Genomic DNA, 17648 nt, shown 5'->3' on the forward strand with positions numbered 1-17648 from the left:
GGCGGGATCCCTGACACATCAATGCTGGATGTGCCAATGCCTTCGCGAGCAGGCTCGCTCCCACAGGGAAGTGCTTGTGTCAGCGCTGTTTCAGGCGGTCGATGACCACGGCCAGCAAAAGAATCGAACCCCGAATCACATACTGATAAAACGTATCGATGTTCTTCAGGTTCATCGCATTCTCGATGATCGCCAGAATCAACACCCCGGCAATCACATGGCGGATCATGCCGATGCCGCCACTCAGCGAAACCCCGCCCAATACGCAGGCAGAAATCACCGTCAGTTCAAAACCCTGACCAATCATCGGCTGCCCGGAAGTCATCCGCGAGGCCAGAATCACACCCGCCAGCGCACCGATCACACCGTGCACGGCGAAGATGATGATCTTGGTCCGGTCAACGTTGACGCCCGCCAGCAGCGCCGCTTCCTGATTGCCACCGATGGCCATGGTGTTGCGCCCATAGGTGGTGTAGTTCAGCAGCCAGCCGAAAAACAGGAAGCATACGATGGTGATCAGGATCGGCACCGGCACACCGAACAGCTGGCCGTTACCGAACACGAAGAAGGATTCCTGCGACACACCGACCGCTTTACCGTTGGCAAAAATATAGGCCAGGCCGCGCACGATCTGCATGGTCGCCAGCGTCGTGATCAAGGCATTGACGCGCAATTTGGCAATCACGATGCCGTTGATCAAACCAACGATCAGGCCCATCACCAGTGCCGCGCTGACGCCGAGAAATACGCTATTGGTGTCACGCATCACCACCGCCGCGACGACGCCGGCACAGGCGATCACCGAACCGACCGAGAGGTCGAAGTGCCCGGATGCCAGGCAATACAGCATGGTGCACGCGGCAATGCCGGTGGTGGAAATCGCCAGGCCCAGACCGCGCATGTTCAGTGGCGAGAGGAAGTTGTCGATCAGCAGTGTGCAGGCGACAAAGATGCCGATCGCCGCCAGCAGCATGACCCAGTCATCGAGGAAGCGCCGCAAGTCCAACGGTTTGCGCTCGGTCGGCAGGGTTTCGTTTTGCGTAGTCATCATAGTCACCTCTCAGTTCGCCACGCCGTCAGCGCGGTGGCGTGGCAAAGCCAGTTGCAGCAGGTTGGATTCATTGGCCTGGTCGCGGCTGACTTCGCCGCGCAGAGCGCCTTCACACAGCACCAGGATGCGGTCGGAAATGCCCATCACTTCCATCAGATCGCTGGACACCACGATCACCGAAATGCCGTCAGCGGCGAGGTTATGGATGATCTGGTAAATCTCGGCCTTGGCGCCGATGTCGATGCCACGGGTCGGTTCGTCGAGCAGCAGGACTTTCATCGGCATCGACAGCCAGCGGCCGAGGATGGCCTTCTGTTGATTGCCGCCGGAGAGAAATTTGATCTGCTGGCCGGCGTGCGGGGTTTTCACTTTCAGGGCTTTGATCTGCTTGTCGGCGTTACCCTTTTCCCACAGACCGCGAATCAGGCAGCCGAGCCCGGAATGCGCACCACGGGCACTGATGTTGATGTTCTCGGCGACGCTGGCCAAGGGGATGATGCCTTCCTTCTTGCGATCTTCCGGGCACAGCAGAATGCCGGCGGCAATCGCGTCACGCGGCGAGCGCAGTTTCAGCTCATGACCGCGCAGTTCGAGGCGTCCGGCGGTGTTGCGCTCCAGCCCACTGAGCAGGCGGAACAGCTCGGTGCGCCCTGCCCCGACCAGCCCGAACAGGCCAAGGATTTCGCCTTTGTGCGCTTCGAAACTGATCGGCTCGCGCAGGCCCGGGCCGAGCAGGCCGTCGACTTTCAACGCCACGGCGCCACGCGGACGATGGCGGTAATCGTAGATGTCCTGAATGTCGCGACCGACCATGCAGGTCACCAGTTGATCGTGGGTCAACTGGCTCATGTCATCGAAGGTGCGCACGTAGCGGCCGTCCTTGAACACGGTGACGGCGTCGCAGATACGGAAGACTTCTTCCATGCGATGGGACACGTAGAGCACCACTTTGCCTTCGTCGCGCAGGCGACCGATGATCGCCATCAAGCGATCGATCTCGCGTGCCGAGAGACTACTGGTCGGTTCGTCGAAAGCGATAACGTGGGCGCCGCGCGACAGCGCCTTGGCGATTTCCACCAATTGCCGCTGGCCCAGCGACAAGCGGCCGACCTTGGTTTGCGGATCGATTTCGTCGGCCAGGCCTTTCAGGCAGTTCAAGGCTTTCTGACGCAGTTCACTGCGGTTGATCAAACCGAAACTGGCCGGCAGATGGCCGAGAAACAGGTTTTCGGCAACGGTCATTTCCGGAACCAGATGCAGTTCCTGGTGAATCACCGCGACGCCGCTGCCGATGCTGTCGGCAGTCGACTTGAACGCCATCGCCTGCTCGCCGATCTGCAGTTCGCCGCTGCTCGGAATGTAGGCGCCACCGAGGATTTTCAGCAGGGTCGATTTGCCCGCACCGTTCTCGCCCATCAAGGCATGAACCTGACCGGGGTGGGCGACGAAGCTGATGCCGTCGAGCGCTTTTACGCCGGGAAAGGTCTTGCCGATCCCGTTGAAGCGCAGGCTGCCGCTGGCGCCGTATTGTTCTTGTGTCTGTACTTGCGCGTGCATAAAGCCACCTCTTCACACCGAAAAACGGCCCGGCTGCCCGGGCCGTCGCTGCCTCAGTTCCACAAGCCGATTTTTTCCAGCTCTTGCTTGAAGTTTTCGCGGGTGATCAGGGTGACGTCATCCATGGCGGTGTACTTCGGCGGCTCTTTGCCGGCGGTGATCCACTCGTACATCATCTCGGCGGTCTTGTAGCCTTCGATGTGCGGGCTAGGCAGCATCGAACCGAAGAAGCCGCTGTTAGGCTTTTTCAACTCGCCGATGGCGTCGGTGCCGTTGATGCCGATGCCGATCACGTTGCTCGCGGCAAAACCGGCCGCTTCGGTGGCGCGCACGCCGCCGAGCACGGTGTTGTCGTTCATGCCGCCGATGATCAGGTTTTTCGCCGCACTCGGCAGTTTCACCAGCGCCGAGTTGGTGGCGTCCATGCTGCCCGGTACGTCGAGGGTTTTCAGTGCGGCGAAGAGGATATGGTCCTCCGGCATGCCGGCCTTCTTCAGGGCATCGACTGAACCGTCGGTGCGCTTCTTGCCGGTGTCGAGTTCGTTGTAGGTGTTGACCACCGCGTAGGTGTCTTTCCAGTCCCAGTTACGCTTCTTCGCTTCGGCAGCCATGGCGGCGCCCTGTTTCTGACCGACTTCAAACGCGGCCATGCCCAGGTACGGCACGTCTTCCATGAACTTGCCGTTGGCGTCGACGAAACGGTCGTCGACGGCAATCACTTTCAGGTCGTTGATCTTGGCTTTGGCCATGATGGCCGGGCCGAGGGACACGTCCGGCGGGCAGATCACAAAACCCTTGGCGCCGTTGGCGGCCAGACTGTCGATCGCCGAGAGGGTCTTCTCGCCATCCGGCACAGCGATCTTGATCAGTTCAAAGCCTTTGTCCTTGGCAGCTTTTTCGGCAAAAGCCCATTCGGTCTGGAACCACGGTTCTTCGGCCTGTTTGACCAGAAAACCGATCTTCACCGCGTCGGCGGCAAGCAGCGCACTGCTCAGGCTGAACGCAGTGACCGCCAGGGCAGTGCTGCAGAGGGTACGAATCCCGAAACGACGTTTCATCAGATGACTCCTTGTTATTTTTTTTGAGCAAGGTTTGAAAAGCGTTGAAGCGTGTTCTCAGTGAAGCTGGTTGAAAATAGTCATATCGTATGATGATTGGATTTCAAGCGTAGTTCAGCGCTGGAAATTCGTTTTATTCAGTCGTGGTACATCACCGAACGACCACCATCGATGGTGATGCACGAGGCGTTGATAAACGGTGCTTCATCACTGGCCAGAAACACTGCGGTCATCGCTACTTCGATCGGCTGGCCGATGCGCTTGGGCGGATGCAGATCGAAGGCGCGCTGACGTTCGGCGTGGGGATCGGCAAAGCCGTTCCAGTAATCGACGTTCAGCTGCGTTTCGATGTAGCCCGGCGCGATGGCGTTGACGCGAATGCCTTTGGCCGCGTATTCGATGCCGAGTGCGCGGGTCAGGCCGAGCAAGCCGTGCTTGGCGACCGGGTACGGAAAGCAGCCGGGAATGATGTGGCTGGAATGGGTCGAGGCGATGTTGATAATGCTGCCGACGCCCTGCTCGATCATCTGCGGCAGCACCGCTTTGCAGCCATACCAGGCGCCGTCCAGATCGATAGCGAAGCAGCGATGCCAGTCCTCTTCGGTCATCTGCAAAGGATCGCGAAACACATTGACCCCGGCGCAGTTGACCAGCACATCGATGCGGCCATGCAATTCCACGGCGCGTCGGGCCAGGGCATGCAGATCCTGCTGATTCGATACGTCGACCTTGAGCGCCTGCACGTCATGGCCCTGATCGCGCCAGTGAGCGGCGACCTGCTCGACCTTGTCGGCCTGGATGTCGCTGATGAGTAATCTGGCTTGCTGCGAGGCGAAGGCGGCGACGATGGCTTCGCCGATGCCCTGAGCGGCCCCGGTCAACAGCACGACCTTGTTTTTCAGGCGCTCGCCTTTCGGCGGGGCCGGCACTGCCGGCAATGTCAGCGCTTCAGCCATGTCTCAAGCCTCCTGCACGCAGGCGCAAAAAAACCGGACATCGGTCGATGTCCGGTTCTGACGGCTCGGAAAAACAGACAGGCAAGCGTCGCCGACGGCATCAAGCCGTGACGAAAGGCGGATCCCGCTTGCGCGGGCGACAAGAATTCGCTGCATCACTTCACCTGTTTTGTTCTTTTTAAGTGTGAGTGCGTTACTGCTGGAGCCGACTATAAACCCGACCGCCAAATAATCTCAATATATAATTTTGCATCCCATATTTTGGGATTTAACCAGCAAAACGCGTACAGAGTTTTCCTGCAACATCAACGCGCATGCTCAGCACCGCACCATCCAGTGGATGGTTCAGCGGACTCTTGGCGCTGGTGATGAACAGGGTTTTCAGGTCTTCTCCACCGAACACGCAACTGGTCGGGCGACTGACCGGCAGATCGATTTTGCGATCCACCTGCCCGTCCGGCGTCAGGCGCAGCAGGCAACTGCCGTCCCAGCGTGCATTCCACACGTAGCCTTCGGCGTCCATCGCCGAGCCATCGGGGCCGCCATTCTGATCGGACGAGTAAAACACCTGCGGTGCATCAAGACTGCCGTCGGTGCGGATGAAATATCGATTGAGCGTGCTGTCCAGACTTTCACCAAACAGCAGCGTGGTGCCGTCATCGCTCCACAACAAAGTGTTGGGGATGCCCAGACCGAGCAGCAGCGGTGTCACGCGTTGATCGGGATCGATACGGAACAGGCCACCGGAACGGCGCACCAGCGGCAGATCCTCGCCATGCTCGCCGATGTTGTTTTGCATGGTGCCCAACCACAACCGGCCCAAGGCATCGCAACGGGCTTCGTTGGGGCGGTTGCCCGGTTGCGGGTCGGCGACGCAGAACAGCGTCAACCGTGGCTCGAGGCCCGGTGAATCGAGATCCAGTCGATAGACACCGCTGCTCAGCGTGACCAGCGCATCTCCGCTGGCGCAGGGAATGAAGGCGGAGATGTGCTCGGACATCTGCCAGATCTGCACGTTCTGACCGATCAGGCGCAACGCTTGTTTGCCAGCGATATCGACCCAGTACAACGCCTGGGTCGGCGCATCCCAGAACGGGCCTTCGCCGAGTTGCGCGCGGTGTTGGGTCAGGGCGGTGCAGGTCATCTGGAATCCTTCATGTTCTTGTTTTTTTCAATGTGGGAGCGAGCCTGCTCGCGAAGGCGGCGTGTCAGTCAATGATGATGTATCTGACCTGACGCATTCGCGAGCAGGCTCGCTCCCACAGGGAATTTTCGGTCTTAGCTGGCTTTGCGGTCGGCCATGACTTTCGGGTAAAAACGTTTTATCGCCAGATCGGCGTTGTCGATCAAGGTCATGCATGCCCACACACCACGGGTCGAATCGCGCGCGGCAATGGCGTCGGCCATGTCTTTATGGATCGGCAAGGTGCGGCGCAGTTCATCCGGGTCGGCGGCGGAGACTTCGAACGACACCGCCAGCAACGCGCCAAGGGCCGGGACCATTTGTTCGATGAACTGATTATGGCTGGCGGCCAGGATGCATTCGTGGAAGGCCTGGTCGGCACGGTTGTAGTCGATGCCGCTGTCGACGGCACGTTCCAGTGCGTTGAAGGCCAGTTGCACCGCTTCGATCTGCTCCGGCGTCGCCCGCTCACAGGCCCAGCGCACCGCCATCGGCTCAATGGTGCGGCGCAAATCCAGCAGGTCATCGACGAAGTTTTCCGGCAAGCCGTTGCGCGACAGCCAACCCACCACCTGCGGATCGAACAGATTCCAGCGCCGCACCGGCAACACTCGCGTGCCAACCTTCGGCCCGACTTCGAGCATGCCTTTGGCGACGAGGGTTTTGATGGCTTCGCGAATCACCGTGCGGCTGACGCCAAGCTGCTCGCCCAAATCCGCCTCGACCTTGATGGTCTGCCCCGGCTTGACCTGACCGGCAGCAATCCAGCTGCCCAGCCAGTCAACGGTCGACGCATGAAAGCTGCTGGACATGTACACCTCAAGGCGAATCGCGATGGGGGCCTACGCTAATCATCATACGATTAACAGTCAATCGGATTTTTTTCAGCTTGCACAAACCATTGTGGGAGCGAGCCTGCTCGCGAAAGCGTCGTGCCAGTCAACAATGATTGCGACTGATACACCGCGTTCGCGAGCAGGCTCGCTCCCACGAAGGTGATGTGTTTTAAGGTTCGAGGCCGATGCGGAAGAACTCGCCGCCACTCCACACGCCCAACCAGCGCTGACCATCGAGCTCGCGGCTCACCGCCAATTCCACCAACTGGTAAAACACATTGCGGTGAATCAGCGCTTCAAGGTTACTGCGCACATGCACATAAGGCGCAGGCTCTTGGGTCTCAGGATCGATCTCGACACGGATCGGATGATCCGCTCCCGCCTCGATGGTTTCCTCGACGTTGCTGGTAAAACGCAAAACCTGCGCCTCGCCCTCGCCCTCCACTTCCACCGCAACCGCCACAAACGGCGCGTCATCGACCTTGATCCCGACCTTCTCGACCGGGGTGATCAGGAAGTAATCATCGCCGTCGCGGCGGATGATGGTGGAGAACAGTTTGACCATCGGCTTGCGCCCGATCGGTGTGCCCAGGTAATACCAGGTGCCGTCACGGGCGATGCGCATGTCGATGTCGCCGCAGAAATCCGGGTTCCACAAATGCACCGGTGGCAGGCCTTTGGTCCTGGGGATCTGCCCCAGCAGGTCATTGGCTGTTTGCGGGTCACTCATGGCGTACTCCTTGATTACTGGTCGCCGATCCCCAGCAGGCTGCGTGCGTACTGCGCCAGCGGCGGACCGATGAGGTCTTCGGGTTTGGAGTCATGGAACGTCAGTAAACCGCCACGACTCTTGATCCGTGCAGTATCAATCAAATACTGGGTGCTGGTCTCGATCAACATGATCTGAATCACGCCGCCGTCGATACCGAGGCGATCCACCGCCTCTTGATCCAGCCACTCGTCGGAGTTGCCGATGCGGTCGTCAGCCTTGGCGAAACGTGTGTAGAGCAGGTAATGCGCGCCGGCATCACGGGCTTCGCCCATGGCTTGATCGAGGCCTTCCGGCGCACGGGCGCGGCGGACCATCGGGAAGTATTCGACAAAGCCCTTGAAGGCTTCTTCGGCGACCACATTCGGCCGTGGATAGGAACCACCCGGCGGTGCGAACGCACCCTGGGCGATGAAGATGAACGAGTCCGGCTGAATGCGGATATTGTTCACCCGGCGGCTGTCGCTGTGGTCCAGAAGCCCCGCATCGCTCATGTGATAGCGAGTGCCTTCGGCCATATCGCTGACATTCATGCAGCCACCAAGCGCCAAAACGGCCAGCAGCAAAACCAGGCTACGCATCCTATTCCTCCAGAAGCCGGTGTCGGAAAACCGGCGAATGGCCGTTGGATGCAGCTTTTGCGCCAGCTCGGCAAATTCAGTGATAGAGGCATTCGCGAGCAGGCTCGCTCCCACAATTGAAATGCATTCCAAATGCGGGAGCGACGGTGCGACGATTCGACCTGCTCGCGAAAGCGATTATTCAGCCGCCAATAATCTTCATGACAGTAGCACCACCGGAGAACGCCACCTCCTGCTTGTCACTCAACGCCTTGACCAGCAACCGTTGCAGCGCCGGCAACGCCTGATGGCGCGGCTTGTCGAGCAGATCGCCGACATAGTGGCGGTTGCTCGACGACAAACAGCCATGCAGCCAACCGGTAGACGACAGGCGCAAGCGCGAGCAGGTGCGGCAGAACGGCACGCTTTCGTTGGCGATCACCCCGAAATTGCCGCGACCGGGGATCGCGTAGCGTACGGCCGTGGCATCCACTGGCGCGTCGGTCTGGGCGTATTCATAGCGCTCGCCAATCAGGCCGAGCAACTGCTCAAGGCTGACGAACTGCTGCAGGAAGGCATTGGAATCCTTGGCCAGGTGGCCCATGCGCATCAGCTCGATGAAGCGCAGTTCGTAGCCGCGCTCCAGACAGTAGTCGAGCAGCGGCATGACCTGATCGAGGTTCTGCCCGCGCAACGGCACCATGTTGACCTTGATCTTCATCCCGGCGGCGGCAGCCTGATCCATGCCATCAAGCACGCTGGCCAGGTCGCCGCCACGGGCGATGCTGCGAAAAGCAGCGGCATCAAGGGTATCGAGGGAAACGTTGATCCGGCGCAGACCGGCATCGACCAGCAGCGGCAGTTTTTTCGCGAGGAGTTGACCGTTGGTGGTCAAGCTGATGTCGTCGAGGCCCATCTGGCCGACGGCAGTCATGAACGATTCGAGTTTGGGGCTGACCAGTGGCTCGCCGCCGGTGATGCGCAGGCGCTCGATACCGGCCGCTTCGATCAGGTATTCGACGCCGCGCGCCATGGCTTCGGCCGACAGTTCATCCTGCGCAGCGACCAACCGCTTGCCGTTGGGCACGCAGTAGGTACAGGCGTAATTGCAGGCAGAGGTCAGGCTGATGCGCAGATTGCGAAAACGCCTGCCTTGACGGTCAACGATCATGAAACACTCCGGCGAAAGAAAATCGAGCGAGCAAAACTTGACTGAGAAATCAGGTTTTAGCAAGCCCTATGCCTGAGTATATTCCTGTGCTATTGCGCCATGTTGCGAAAACACGGCGCAATCAGCCCGCTGAATGGCTTATGTGCTCGGCGTTTCCGGGTCGCGCTTGCGCTTGTTGCCCATGCGCACGCCGATGTCCATCAGGAACTGGAAGAAGCCTTCCTGATCTTCCAGCACATTGCTCCAGAATGGCGAGTGATACAGCGCCACCGCGCCGTGCACCAGCGCCCAGGATGCGCAGTAGTGGAAGTATGGAGGCACGTCTTCGAGCTTGCCTTCGCTGATGCGACCCTTGATCAACAGCGTCAGGCGTTCGAAGTTCGAGGCACGGATCTTGTGCAGCTCCTCGACCATCTCCGGCACCTGATTGCCCTTGACGACTTTCTCTTCGAGGCGGTCGAACAGGCGATAGCGCTGCGGGTCGCGCATGCGGAATTCGAAGTAGGCGCGGGACAGCGCTTCCTTGTCCTTGTCGACATCAGCCGAATGCAGCAGCTCGTTCAGATCGCGCTCGTAGTCGAGCATCAGGCGCAAGTAGATCTCGGCCTTGGATTTGAAGTGCTTGTAGATCGTGCCTTTGCCGATACCCACGGCATCAGCAATCATCTCGACGGTGACACTGTCTTCACCCTGGTCGAGGAACAGCTTGAGCGCGGTATCGAGAATTTCCTGCTCGCGGCGACGAAATTCACGGACCTTACGAGGTTCTTTATGCATAAGAAAAAGGTCTGAAGGGTCAAAATTCGAAGCCGCGTATTATGCCTAACTTGCACAAAAAAGCACGGTTCATCGACCAAATCTGTGTTTCTTGTTCATTTCGAGAACGATTAGGGTGCAATGAGAACTCAACTGAAGCAAACGTATTCCAAATTTGTTTAAAAACCCCGACCGGCTCACTGGACTGCGCGCCAGACTGATCAATACTTGAACTGTCGGGCGACATCTCCCCCAAGTGTCGCGCCGGTAAAGGTACCAACGGACCGCGTGCCTTTGTTTTACTCCTAATGGTCTTAACCCGGATTCACCCCCCAGAACCCGGGTTTTTTTTGCCTGCGATTTGGCCAGCGGTCACGGGGCAGATTTAACACTCGCCAGCGGGAACAGACGCTTGAAGTTCTCTGTGGTCTGCTCGGCAAAGCGCTCGTAGTTTTCACCGCGCAACATCGCCAGAAACTCCGCGACTTCGCGCACGTATTGCGGCAGGTTCGGCTTGCCGCGATACGGGATCGGCGCCAGGTACGGCGAGTCGGTTTCCACCAGCAGGCGATCGGCCGGCACTTTGCTCGCCACGTCACGCAAGGCGTCGGCATTGCGGAACGTGACGATGCCCGACAGGGAAATGTAATAGCCCATGTCCAGCGCCGCTTTGGCCATGTCCCAGTCTTCAGTGAAGCAATGCAACACACCGGCCTGTGGCAACGCCGCTTCGCGCAGCAGTTCGAGGGTGTCGGCACGGGCGCCACGGGTGTGGATGATCACCGGTTTGCCGGTCTGCTGCGCCGCTTGCAGGTGCAGGCGAAACGATTCCTGCTGCAGCTCGGCGGCCTCCGGCTCGTAGTGATAATCGAGGCCGGTTTCGCCGATCGCCACCACTTTCGGGTGATTGAGTTCGTGCAGCAGCCAGTCCAGCGCTGGCGCCGCGCCCGGCTGCACATCCAGCGGATGCACACCGACCGAACAATCGACATCGTCATAACGTTCAGCGAGGGCTTTGACGTCGGCGGCGTTGTCGGCGCTGACGCCGATGCACAGAAAGTGTCCGACCCCACGCTCGCGGGCCGCAGCGAGTGCGGCATCCAGCGAGCCGTCATGGGCGGCGAGGTCGAGACGATCAAGGTGACAATGGGAATCTACGAGCATAAAAGGGACTGCAACTTACATCGTATGAGTGGGACGGTCGGATTTCAGCGCTCCGGCCAGATGAGTTTCGATGCGACTGCGCGCAGTGTCGTCGCCGTCGTTGAACTGCACGCCGACACCGGCGGCGCGATTGCCTTGTGCGCCTTTGGGGGTGATCCAGGCGACTTTGCCGGCGACGGGAATTTTTTCCGCTTCATCCATCAGGTGCAACAGCATGAACACCTCGTCGCCCAACCGGTAGCTTTTGTTGGTCGGGATGAACAGACCACCATTCCTGATGAACGGCATGTAGGCAGCGTAAAGCACCGACTTGTCCTTGATGGTCAGGGACAAAATGCCGTTACGCGGCCCCGGGCTGACAGGTTCAATCATGTTCACCTCCACTGCTGATCTTCAGAGTCTAGGTACACATTCTTATCTTTGACCAGGCAATCCCACCCATTGCACCAACAGCGCCTCCAGCAACAGGGCCGGATTGAGGTTGGCCTTGCTCAACACTTTCTGCCGTTGGGCGAGAATCCAGTCCTGAATATCCAGCACTTTGCCCTGCGCACTTTTCTGCGCCAGGTATTGCACAACCTTGCGCATATCGGCCAGGCCGAGGCCCGCTTCGTCCTGAGTCAGTTGATAGCGCAGGATCAGGCTCGACCAGTCGCAGAACCAGTCGAACAGACGCAGCATCGGAATGCTTTTCCACTCTTCCGCCAGTTGCGTCGGCGATTGCTGGCCCTTGAGCAGCTTCTTCACGCCTTCGACCACTTGCGCGCGCTGTTCACGTACACCCTGGGATTGCAGGCTGACCGCCATCAACGGCGAACCGGCGGCCAGCGTCAGCAGTTCGACGCGCTCCTCTTCGGAACATTCCGGCAACGCTTGCTCCAGCCATTGCAAACTCATTGCTTCGCCCGGCAGCGGGCAGGCCTGCTGCACGCAACGGCTCTTGATGGTTGGCAACAAACGGCTCGGCTGGTGGCTGACCAATAGCAGAACCGTATCGCCCGACGGTTCTTCAAGACTTTTGAGCAAGGCGTTGGCAGCGTTGATGTTCATCGACTCGACCGGCTCGATCAGCACCACTTTGCGCCCGCCAAGCTGCGCGGTCTGCACGACGAAACTGACCAGATCACGAACCTGATCGACCTTGATCGCCTTGTCCGCCTCTTCCGGCTCCAGAATGTAATTGTCCGGATGACTGCCGGCCTTGAGCAGCAGACAGGATTTGCACTCGCCACACGCCTCAGGCGCAGGGCGCTGACACAGCAGACTGGCCATCAAGCGTTCAGCGAGTGCGCGCTTGCCGATCCCGGCCGGACCGTGCAGCAGATACGCATGGGCATGCTGACTGCGTCCGGCCAGTTGCTGCCAGAGACTGTCCTGCCATGGATAGGCCTCAGCCACGGGCCAGCTCCAACAAGTTCGGAATCAGGGTATCCAGCGATTGTTGAACCTTGGCCAGTGGCTGACCGGCATCAATGCGCACATAGCGCGAAGGATCGGCTTCGGCGCGCTTCAGAAACGCATTGCGCACAGCCTCGAAAAAAGCCCGGCCTTCCAATTCGAAACGGTCCAGTCGACCACGGGCACTGGCGCGGGCCAGACCGATTTCCACGGGCAGGTCGAAAATCAAGGTCAGATCGGGCCGCAAGTCGCCCTGCACGAACGTTTCCAGGGTGGCGATGCGCTCCAGCGACAAACCACGACCGCCGCCCTGATAGGCGTACGTCGAATCAGTGAAGCGATCACACAACACCACCGCGCCACGAGCGAGCGCCGGGCGAATCACCTCAGCCAGATGCTGCGCGCGGGCGGCGAACACCAGCAACAGCTCGGCGTCCGGGTGCATCACTTCGTCGGCCGGGGTCAGCAACACGTCACGAATCCGCTCGGCCAGCGGCGTACCGCCTGGCTCACGGGTAAGCAGCACTTCGATACCGGCGGCGCGCAGGCGCTCGGCGAGGTATTCGCGATTGGTGCTCTTGCCCGCGCCTTCCGGGCCTTCCAGGGTAATAAACAAGCCAGTCACAGGCAGTCCTTCATCAAAGTCATTGCGCGTTCTGCGGTGCAGCGGCGTCCGGTTCTTGGGCTGGCGCCGGATCTTGCGGCGGCGCTTTCGATGGCACTTCGGGCAGCACCTCGGGCGCGATATTCGGCGAGGCCGCCGGAATGGCCTCATCGGTGGCCGGCGCGGTTACTGGTGCCGGGCTGGAACGGTAATCGGCACGGCGCTTGAGCTGGTATTCGCGCACCGCGTTGTTGTGTGCATCCAGATCATCGGAAAACACATGGCTGCCATCGCCACGGGCGACGAAATACAGGCTGCTGCCTTCCACCGGATTGAGCGCAGCATGAATCGCTTCGCGCCCGACCATCGCAATCGGCGTCGGCGGCAAGCCGGGAATCACATAAGTGTTATAGGGCGTTGGCTCTTTCAGATGCGCGCGGGTCAGTTTGCCGGTGTAGCGGTCGCCGAGGCCATAAATCACCGTCGGGTCGGTCTGCAACTGCATGCCCAGCGCCATACGCCGTACGAACACTCCGGCAATCTGCCCGCGCTCCTGCGGAACACCGGTCTCTTTCTCGACCAGCGAGGCCATGATCAGCGCTTGATAAGGTTCGCTGTAAGGCACATCGGCAGAACGCTGCGCCCACTCTTTGGCGAGCACCTCGTCAAGTCGATCAAACGCCTTTTTCAGCAACTCGGCATCGGACATGCCGCGCACGAAGCGATAGGTGTCCGGGAAGAACCGGCCTTCAGGGAACAAGCCTTTGTGTCCAATTTTCGCCATGACGTCGCTGTCGCTCAGACCATTGAGTGTCTGCTCGAGCTTGTCGTCCTTGGCCAGGGCGGCGCGCACCTGATGGAAAGTCCAGCCTTCGACCAGGGTCAGGCTGTACTGAACCACGTCGCCGCGCTTCCACGAATCGATCAGACCGTTGACGGTCATGCCGGGCTGCATGCGGTACTCGCCGCTGTGAATCGGTGTGCCGGCAAGATTGAAGCGCCAGTAGACGCGCAGCCAGAACGCGTCCTTGATGACGCCATCGGTTTCGAGTTCAAGGAAGGTACGGGTCGGTGTAGAGCCTTTCGGCACATCCAGCAGTTGTTCCTGCGGGATGTTCAGGGGCTGTTCCAGCGCCGAATGAATTTTCCAGGCGCTGGCGCCCAACAGCAGCCCTGCCAGAACCAGTCCGGTTTCCAGCAGCAGCAAAAGTTTACGTCTCACGAATCAGGCATCCAGTAGCGCGCGGGCAATGGTTTGCAGTTTACGGGTGAGCGGGCCAACCGGCCAGCTCAGTGCAGCACAGGCGCGTACCGGCCAGACGCCATAAACGCTGTTGCAGACAAACACTTCATCAGCCCATTGCAGCTGTTCGAGGCTGATATCGGCGATTTGCGTGGGGATGGCCAGCGACTCGGCCTGAAACAAAATTTCCGCGCGCATCACCCCGGCGACGCCGCAGCGCTTCAAGTCAGGGGTAATCAAGCCACCGTCGCGCACCAGAAAAATATTGCTGAACACGCCTTCGACGACGCGCCCGGCCTGATCAAGCATCAAGCCTTCGGCATGTTCGCTGTCCTGCCATTCGGCGCGGGCGAGCACCTGTTCCAATCGATTCAGATGTTTGAGCCCGGCGAGCAAAGGTTGCGTGGACAAGCGGGTATTGCAGGGAAACAGGCGGATGCCATGCTCGGCGTGAGCAGCAGGATAAGCCGCCGGCGGATTGCCTTGCAGAATGCGTCGGGCCTGCGCCGCAGGATCGGGCGCATAACCGCGCAAACCGTCGCCACGAGTGAGGATGAGCTTGAGCACGCCCTCGCCCAGCGCAGCGGCATAGCTGAGCAGCTCATGGCAAATCAGCTCAAGATCGGTCGCGATGGCCAGACGCACGCAGCCATCAGCCAGACGCGCCAGGTGCCGATCCAGCAGGACCGGCTGACCATTGCGCACAGCGATGGTCTCGAAAAGACCATCGCCGTAAGCCAGGCCGCGATCTTTCAGCGACAGCGCGTCAGCCGGTTGACCGTCGACCCAGCTGTCCATCAGCCGGCGAACCGACGGAACGCCAGGGTGCCGTTGGTGCCGCCAAAACCGAAGGAGTTGGACAGCACGACATCGATGTCCATGTTGCGCGCAGTGTGCGCGACGAAATCGAGATCGCAGCCTTCGTCCGGTTCATCGAGGTTGATGGTCGGCGGCGCCACCTGGCTGTTGATGGCCAGCACGCTGAAGATCGCCTCGACCGCGCCCGCCGCGCCCAACAGGTGACCGGTCATCGACTTGGTCGAGCTGACGGCCAGCTTGTAGGCGTGATCGCCAAACACCGACTTGATCGCGTTGGCTTCGGCAAGGTCGCCGGCCGGGGTCGAAGTGCCGTGAGCGTTGATGTACTGCACCTGGTCGACGTTGATCTTCGCGTCACGCAGGGCATTGGTGATGCAGCGCGCGGCACCGGCGCCGTCGGCGGGTGGCGAGGTCATGTGGAACGCATCGCCGCTGGTGCCGAAACCGATCAGCTCGGCGTAGATCGTCGCACCACGGGCCTTGGCGTGTTCGAGCTCTTCGAGAACCAGCGCACCGGCACCGTCGGACAGAACAAAGCCGTCACGGCCCTTGTCCCATGGACGGCTGGCACGGGTCGGCTCGTCGTTGCGCGTCGACAGCGCACGGGATGCGCCGAAGCCGCCCATACCCAGACCGCAGGCGGCCATTTCCGCACCGCCGGCAATCATCACGTCGGCTTCGTCGTACATGATGTTGCGCGCCGCCATGCCGATGCAGTGCGTACCGGTGGTGCATGCGGTGGCGATGGCGTAGTTGGGTCCCTGTGCGCCCAGATGGATCGACAGGAAGCCGGAAATCATATTGATGATCGAGCCAGGCACAAAGAACGGCGAGATCCGTCGCGGACCGGTCTCGTGCAGGGTGCGGCTGGTCTCTTCGATATTGGTCAGACCGCCAATCCCCGAACCCATGGCCACGCCAATGCGTTCACGGTTGGCATCGGTGACTTCCAGACCAGCGTTGCGCACGGCTTGAAAGCCTGCGGCGAGGCCGTACTGAATGAACAGGTCGAGCTTGCGCGCTTCCTTGACCGACAGGTATTCCTCGACATTGAAGCCTTTGACCGAACCGCCGAAGCGGGTCGAATAGGCAGAAAGGTCGGTGTGTTCGATCAGACCAATGCCACTGCGGCCAGCCAGAATGCCCTGCCAACTGCTCGGCACATCCGTGCCCAGTGGCGACAACATACCCATACCGGTGACTACGACGCGTCTACGCGACACAGCACTCTCCTTTTTCAAATGACGACTTTGCATCAGGCCTAAAGAAAAAACCGCACGCCATGATGGCAGTGCGGTTTTTCCATGACAGCAAGCAACGATTACAAACTATTACGCCTGGTGGCTGGTAACGTAGTCGATTGCAGCTTGTACAGTAGTGATCTTTTCAGCTTCTTCGTCAGGGATTTCGGTCTCGAATTCCTCTTCCAGAGCCATCACCAGCTCAACGGTGTCAAGGGAGTCGGCACCCAGGTCTTCTACGAAGGAAGCGGTGTTGACCACTTCTTCTTCTTTAACACCCAGTTGCTCGGCAACGATTTTCTTGACGCGCTCTTCGATGGTGCTCATACCTTGTTTTCACTCCTAATGGACAAATTCAGGCAGCTGGCCAGTGGGTAAGTGTATAGAAAGCCTTTTCAGTTTTTCAACTGAAAGCTTCACTCCTCAAACCCTGCGGCCCTCTGCCTATAAATAGATTGCAGCTTTATAACGGATTTTAGACAGCTCGTATGACATTTTTTTGAAGCAATCCGTCACATTTTACTTACATGTACATCCCACCGTTCACCGGGATTGTAGCCCCGGTAACGTATGCCGCACCGTCAGATGCAAGAAAAGCGACCACGGACGCGATCTCTTGAGCTTGTCCCAGACGACCCAGCGGAATCTGCGTCTGCAAGGCTTCACGCTGTGCTTCAGGCAGTTCGCGGGTCATATCGGTGTCGATGAACCCTGGGGTTACCGAGTTGACCGTAATCGAACGCGAACCGACTTCACGCGCCATCGCCCGGCTGAAACCTTCCAGACCGGCCTTGGCGGCTGCATAGTTTACTTGGCCGGCGTTGCCCATGGCACCCACCACCGAGCCAATACTGATAATTCGGCCCCAACGCGCCTTGGTCATGCCACGCAGAACGCCCTTGGACAGGCGATACAGACTGTTCAGGTTGGTATCGATCACGTCGTACCACTCGTCGTCTTTCATGCGCATCATCAGGTTATCGCGGGTGATACCGGCATTGTTGACCAGAATCGCTACCGGCGCACCGAACTGCTCCTGAATGCCAGCCAGTACGGCGCTGACCGATTCGTCGCTGGTGACATTGAGTTCGAAACCGGCGCCCTGGATACCGTTTTCCTTCAGGGTCGCGGCAATGCGCTCGGCGCCCGATGCGGAGGTCGCGGTGCCGACAACAATGGCGCCCTGACGACCCAATTCCAGCGCGATGGCCTGGCCGATACCGCGGCTTGCACCGGTGACCAGTGCAACTTTACCTTGCAGACTCATGCAAGTTTCTCCTGA

At 59.6% G+C, this 17648-nt stretch carries 19 protein-coding genes; all 19 read right to left on the bottom strand.

Going from position 1 to position 17648, the window contains the following annotated elements; translation table 11 throughout:
• Positions 1-79: 79 nt before the first annotated feature.
• Positions 80-1048, bottom strand: coding sequence for an L-arabinose ABC transporter permease AraH (gene araH / locus ACZ0AZ_RS01175; RefSeq protein ID WP_039760239.1), 969 nt, complete (start codon positions 1046-1048; stop codon positions 80-82).
• Between the two features lie 12 nt (positions 1049-1060).
• Positions 1061-2608: an L-arabinose ABC transporter ATP-binding protein AraG gene (araG, locus tag ACZ0AZ_RS01180; protein ID WP_129997375.1), complete on the bottom strand. Its 1548-nt coding sequence runs from the start codon at positions 2606-2608 to the stop codon at positions 1061-1063.
• Between the two features lie 53 nt (positions 2609-2661).
• A complete protein-coding gene (locus ACZ0AZ_RS01185; protein WP_016770973.1) occupies positions 2662-3666 on the bottom strand; it encodes a substrate-binding domain-containing protein in 1005 nt (334 codons plus the stop codon).
• Positions 3667-3803: 137 nt separating this feature from the next.
• Positions 3804-4622 (bottom strand): SDR family oxidoreductase, encoded by an 819-nt coding sequence (locus ACZ0AZ_RS01190; protein ID WP_212616887.1) that lies wholly within the window; start codon positions 4620-4622, stop codon positions 3804-3806.
• 268 nt (positions 4623-4890) lie between these two features.
• Positions 4891-5766: an SMP-30/gluconolactonase/LRE family protein gene (locus ACZ0AZ_RS01195; protein ID WP_463538574.1), complete on the bottom strand. Its 876-nt coding sequence runs from the start codon at positions 5764-5766 to the stop codon at positions 4891-4893.
• Positions 5767-5900: 134 nt separating this feature from the next.
• A complete protein-coding gene (locus ACZ0AZ_RS01200; protein ID WP_039760144.1) occupies positions 5901-6617 on the bottom strand; it encodes a FadR/GntR family transcriptional regulator in 717 nt (238 codons plus the stop codon).
• A gap of 193 nt (positions 6618-6810) precedes the next feature.
• A complete protein-coding gene (locus ACZ0AZ_RS01205; RefSeq protein WP_463538575.1) occupies positions 6811-7371 on the bottom strand; it encodes a DUF1285 domain-containing protein in 561 nt (186 codons plus the stop codon).
• A gap of 14 nt (positions 7372-7385) precedes the next feature.
• Positions 7386-7991 carry a DUF4823 domain-containing protein gene (locus tag ACZ0AZ_RS01210; protein WP_024013915.1) on the bottom strand — a complete coding sequence of 202 codons (606 nt, stop codon included), beginning with the start codon at positions 7989-7991 and terminating at the stop codon, positions 7386-7388.
• Between the two features lie 181 nt (positions 7992-8172).
• On the bottom strand, positions 8173-9141 hold the full coding sequence (locus tag ACZ0AZ_RS01215) for a GTP 3',8-cyclase MoaA (protein WP_129997378.1): 969 nt from the start codon (positions 9139-9141) through the stop codon (positions 8173-8175).
• A 138-nt stretch (positions 9142-9279) separates the two neighbouring features.
• Positions 9280-9918, bottom strand: a complete 639-nt coding sequence (locus tag ACZ0AZ_RS01220; RefSeq protein WP_016770981.1) for a TetR/AcrR family transcriptional regulator — start codon at positions 9916-9918, stop codon at positions 9280-9282.
• A gap of 351 nt (positions 9919-10269) precedes the next feature.
• A complete protein-coding gene (locus ACZ0AZ_RS01225) occupies positions 10270-11061 on the bottom strand; it encodes a TatD family hydrolase (protein ID WP_463538576.1) in 792 nt (263 codons plus the stop codon).
• Between the two features lie 15 nt (positions 11062-11076).
• Entirely contained in the window at positions 11077-11433 is a 357-nt protein-coding gene (locus ACZ0AZ_RS01230; RefSeq protein ID WP_129997381.1) for a PilZ domain-containing protein, read from the bottom strand.
• Between the two features lie 42 nt (positions 11434-11475).
• A complete protein-coding gene (locus ACZ0AZ_RS01235) occupies positions 11476-12459 on the bottom strand; it encodes a DNA polymerase III subunit delta' (RefSeq protein WP_463538577.1) in 984 nt (327 codons plus the stop codon).
• A complete protein-coding gene (gene tmk, locus ACZ0AZ_RS01240; protein WP_039760153.1) occupies positions 12452-13084 on the bottom strand; it encodes a dTMP kinase in 633 nt (210 codons plus the stop codon). The genes ACZ0AZ_RS01235 and tmk overlap by 8 nt, the downstream gene beginning before the upstream one ends.
• Positions 13085-13103: 19 nt before the next feature.
• On the bottom strand, positions 13104-14285 hold the full coding sequence (gene mltG / locus ACZ0AZ_RS01245) for an endolytic transglycosylase MltG (protein WP_415761812.1): 1182 nt from the start codon (positions 14283-14285) through the stop codon (positions 13104-13106).
• 3 nt (positions 14286-14288) lie between these two features.
• Positions 14289-15104, bottom strand: coding sequence for an aminodeoxychorismate lyase (gene pabC / locus ACZ0AZ_RS01250; RefSeq protein WP_129997384.1), 816 nt, complete (start codon positions 15102-15104; stop codon positions 14289-14291).
• On the bottom strand, positions 15104-16348 hold the full coding sequence (fabF, locus tag ACZ0AZ_RS01255; protein WP_038860467.1) for a beta-ketoacyl-ACP synthase II: 1245 nt from the start codon (positions 16346-16348) through the stop codon (positions 15104-15106). Before fabF ends, pabC begins: the two co-directional genes overlap by 1 nt.
• A gap of 108 nt (positions 16349-16456) precedes the next feature.
• Positions 16457-16693 carry an acyl carrier protein gene (gene acpP / locus ACZ0AZ_RS01260; RefSeq protein WP_003175607.1) on the bottom strand — a complete coding sequence of 79 codons (237 nt, stop codon included), beginning with the start codon at positions 16691-16693 and terminating at the stop codon, positions 16457-16459.
• 196 nt (positions 16694-16889) lie between these two features.
• Positions 16890-17633: a 3-oxoacyl-ACP reductase FabG gene (gene fabG / locus ACZ0AZ_RS01265; RefSeq protein WP_016770989.1), complete on the bottom strand. Its 744-nt coding sequence runs from the start codon at positions 17631-17633 to the stop codon at positions 16890-16892.
• Positions 17634-17648 lie beyond the last annotated feature (15 nt).

The organism is Pseudomonas sp. AC239 (genome assembly GCF_979258545.1).

Excerpts from the sequence above, each read along its gene's own strand:
- araH (WP_039760239.1), bottom strand. The coding sequence starts at position 1,048 with ATGACTACGCAAAACGAAACCCTGCCGACCGAGCGCAAACCGTTGGAC.
- araG (WP_129997375.1), bottom strand. The coding sequence starts at position 2,608 with ATGCACGCGCAAGTACAGACACAAGAACAATACGGCGCCAGCGGCAGC.
- ACZ0AZ_RS01185 (WP_016770973.1), bottom strand. The coding sequence starts at position 3,666 with ATGAAACGTCGTTTCGGGATTCGTACCCTCTGCAGCACTGCCCTGGCG.
- ACZ0AZ_RS01190 (WP_212616887.1), bottom strand. The coding sequence starts at position 4,622 with ATGGCTGAAGCGCTGACATTGCCGGCAGTGCCGGCCCCGCCGAAAGGC.
- ACZ0AZ_RS01195 (WP_463538574.1), bottom strand. The coding sequence starts at position 5,766 with ATGACCTGCACCGCCCTGACCCAACACCGCGCGCAACTCGGCGAAGGC.
- ACZ0AZ_RS01200 (WP_039760144.1), bottom strand. The coding sequence starts at position 6,617 with ATGTCCAGCAGCTTTCATGCGTCGACCGTTGACTGGCTGGGCAGCTGG.
- ACZ0AZ_RS01205 (WP_463538575.1), bottom strand. The coding sequence starts at position 7,371 with ATGAGTGACCCGCAAACAGCCAATGACCTGCTGGGGCAGATCCCCAGG.
- ACZ0AZ_RS01210 (WP_024013915.1), bottom strand. The coding sequence starts at position 7,991 with ATGCGTAGCCTGGTTTTGCTGCTGGCCGTTTTGGCGCTTGGTGGCTGC.
- ACZ0AZ_RS01215 (WP_129997378.1), bottom strand. The coding sequence starts at position 9,141 with ATGATCGTTGACCGTCAAGGCAGGCGTTTTCGCAATCTGCGCATCAGC.
- ACZ0AZ_RS01220 (WP_016770981.1), bottom strand. The coding sequence starts at position 9,918 with ATGCATAAAGAACCTCGTAAGGTCCGTGAATTTCGTCGCCGCGAGCAG.
- ACZ0AZ_RS01225 (WP_463538576.1), bottom strand. The coding sequence starts at position 11,061 with ATGCTCGTAGATTCCCATTGTCACCTTGATCGTCTCGACCTCGCCGCC.
- ACZ0AZ_RS01230 (WP_129997381.1), bottom strand. The coding sequence starts at position 11,433 with ATGATTGAACCTGTCAGCCCGGGGCCGCGTAACGGCATTTTGTCCCTG.
- pabC (WP_129997384.1), bottom strand. The coding sequence starts at position 15,104 with ATGGACAGCTGGGTCGACGGTCAACCGGCTGACGCGCTGTCGCTGAAA.
- acpP (WP_003175607.1), bottom strand. The coding sequence starts at position 16,693 with ATGAGCACCATCGAAGAGCGCGTCAAGAAAATCGTTGCCGAGCAACTG.
- fabG (WP_016770989.1), bottom strand. The coding sequence starts at position 17,633 with ATGAGTCTGCAAGGTAAAGTTGCACTGGTCACCGGTGCAAGCCGCGGT.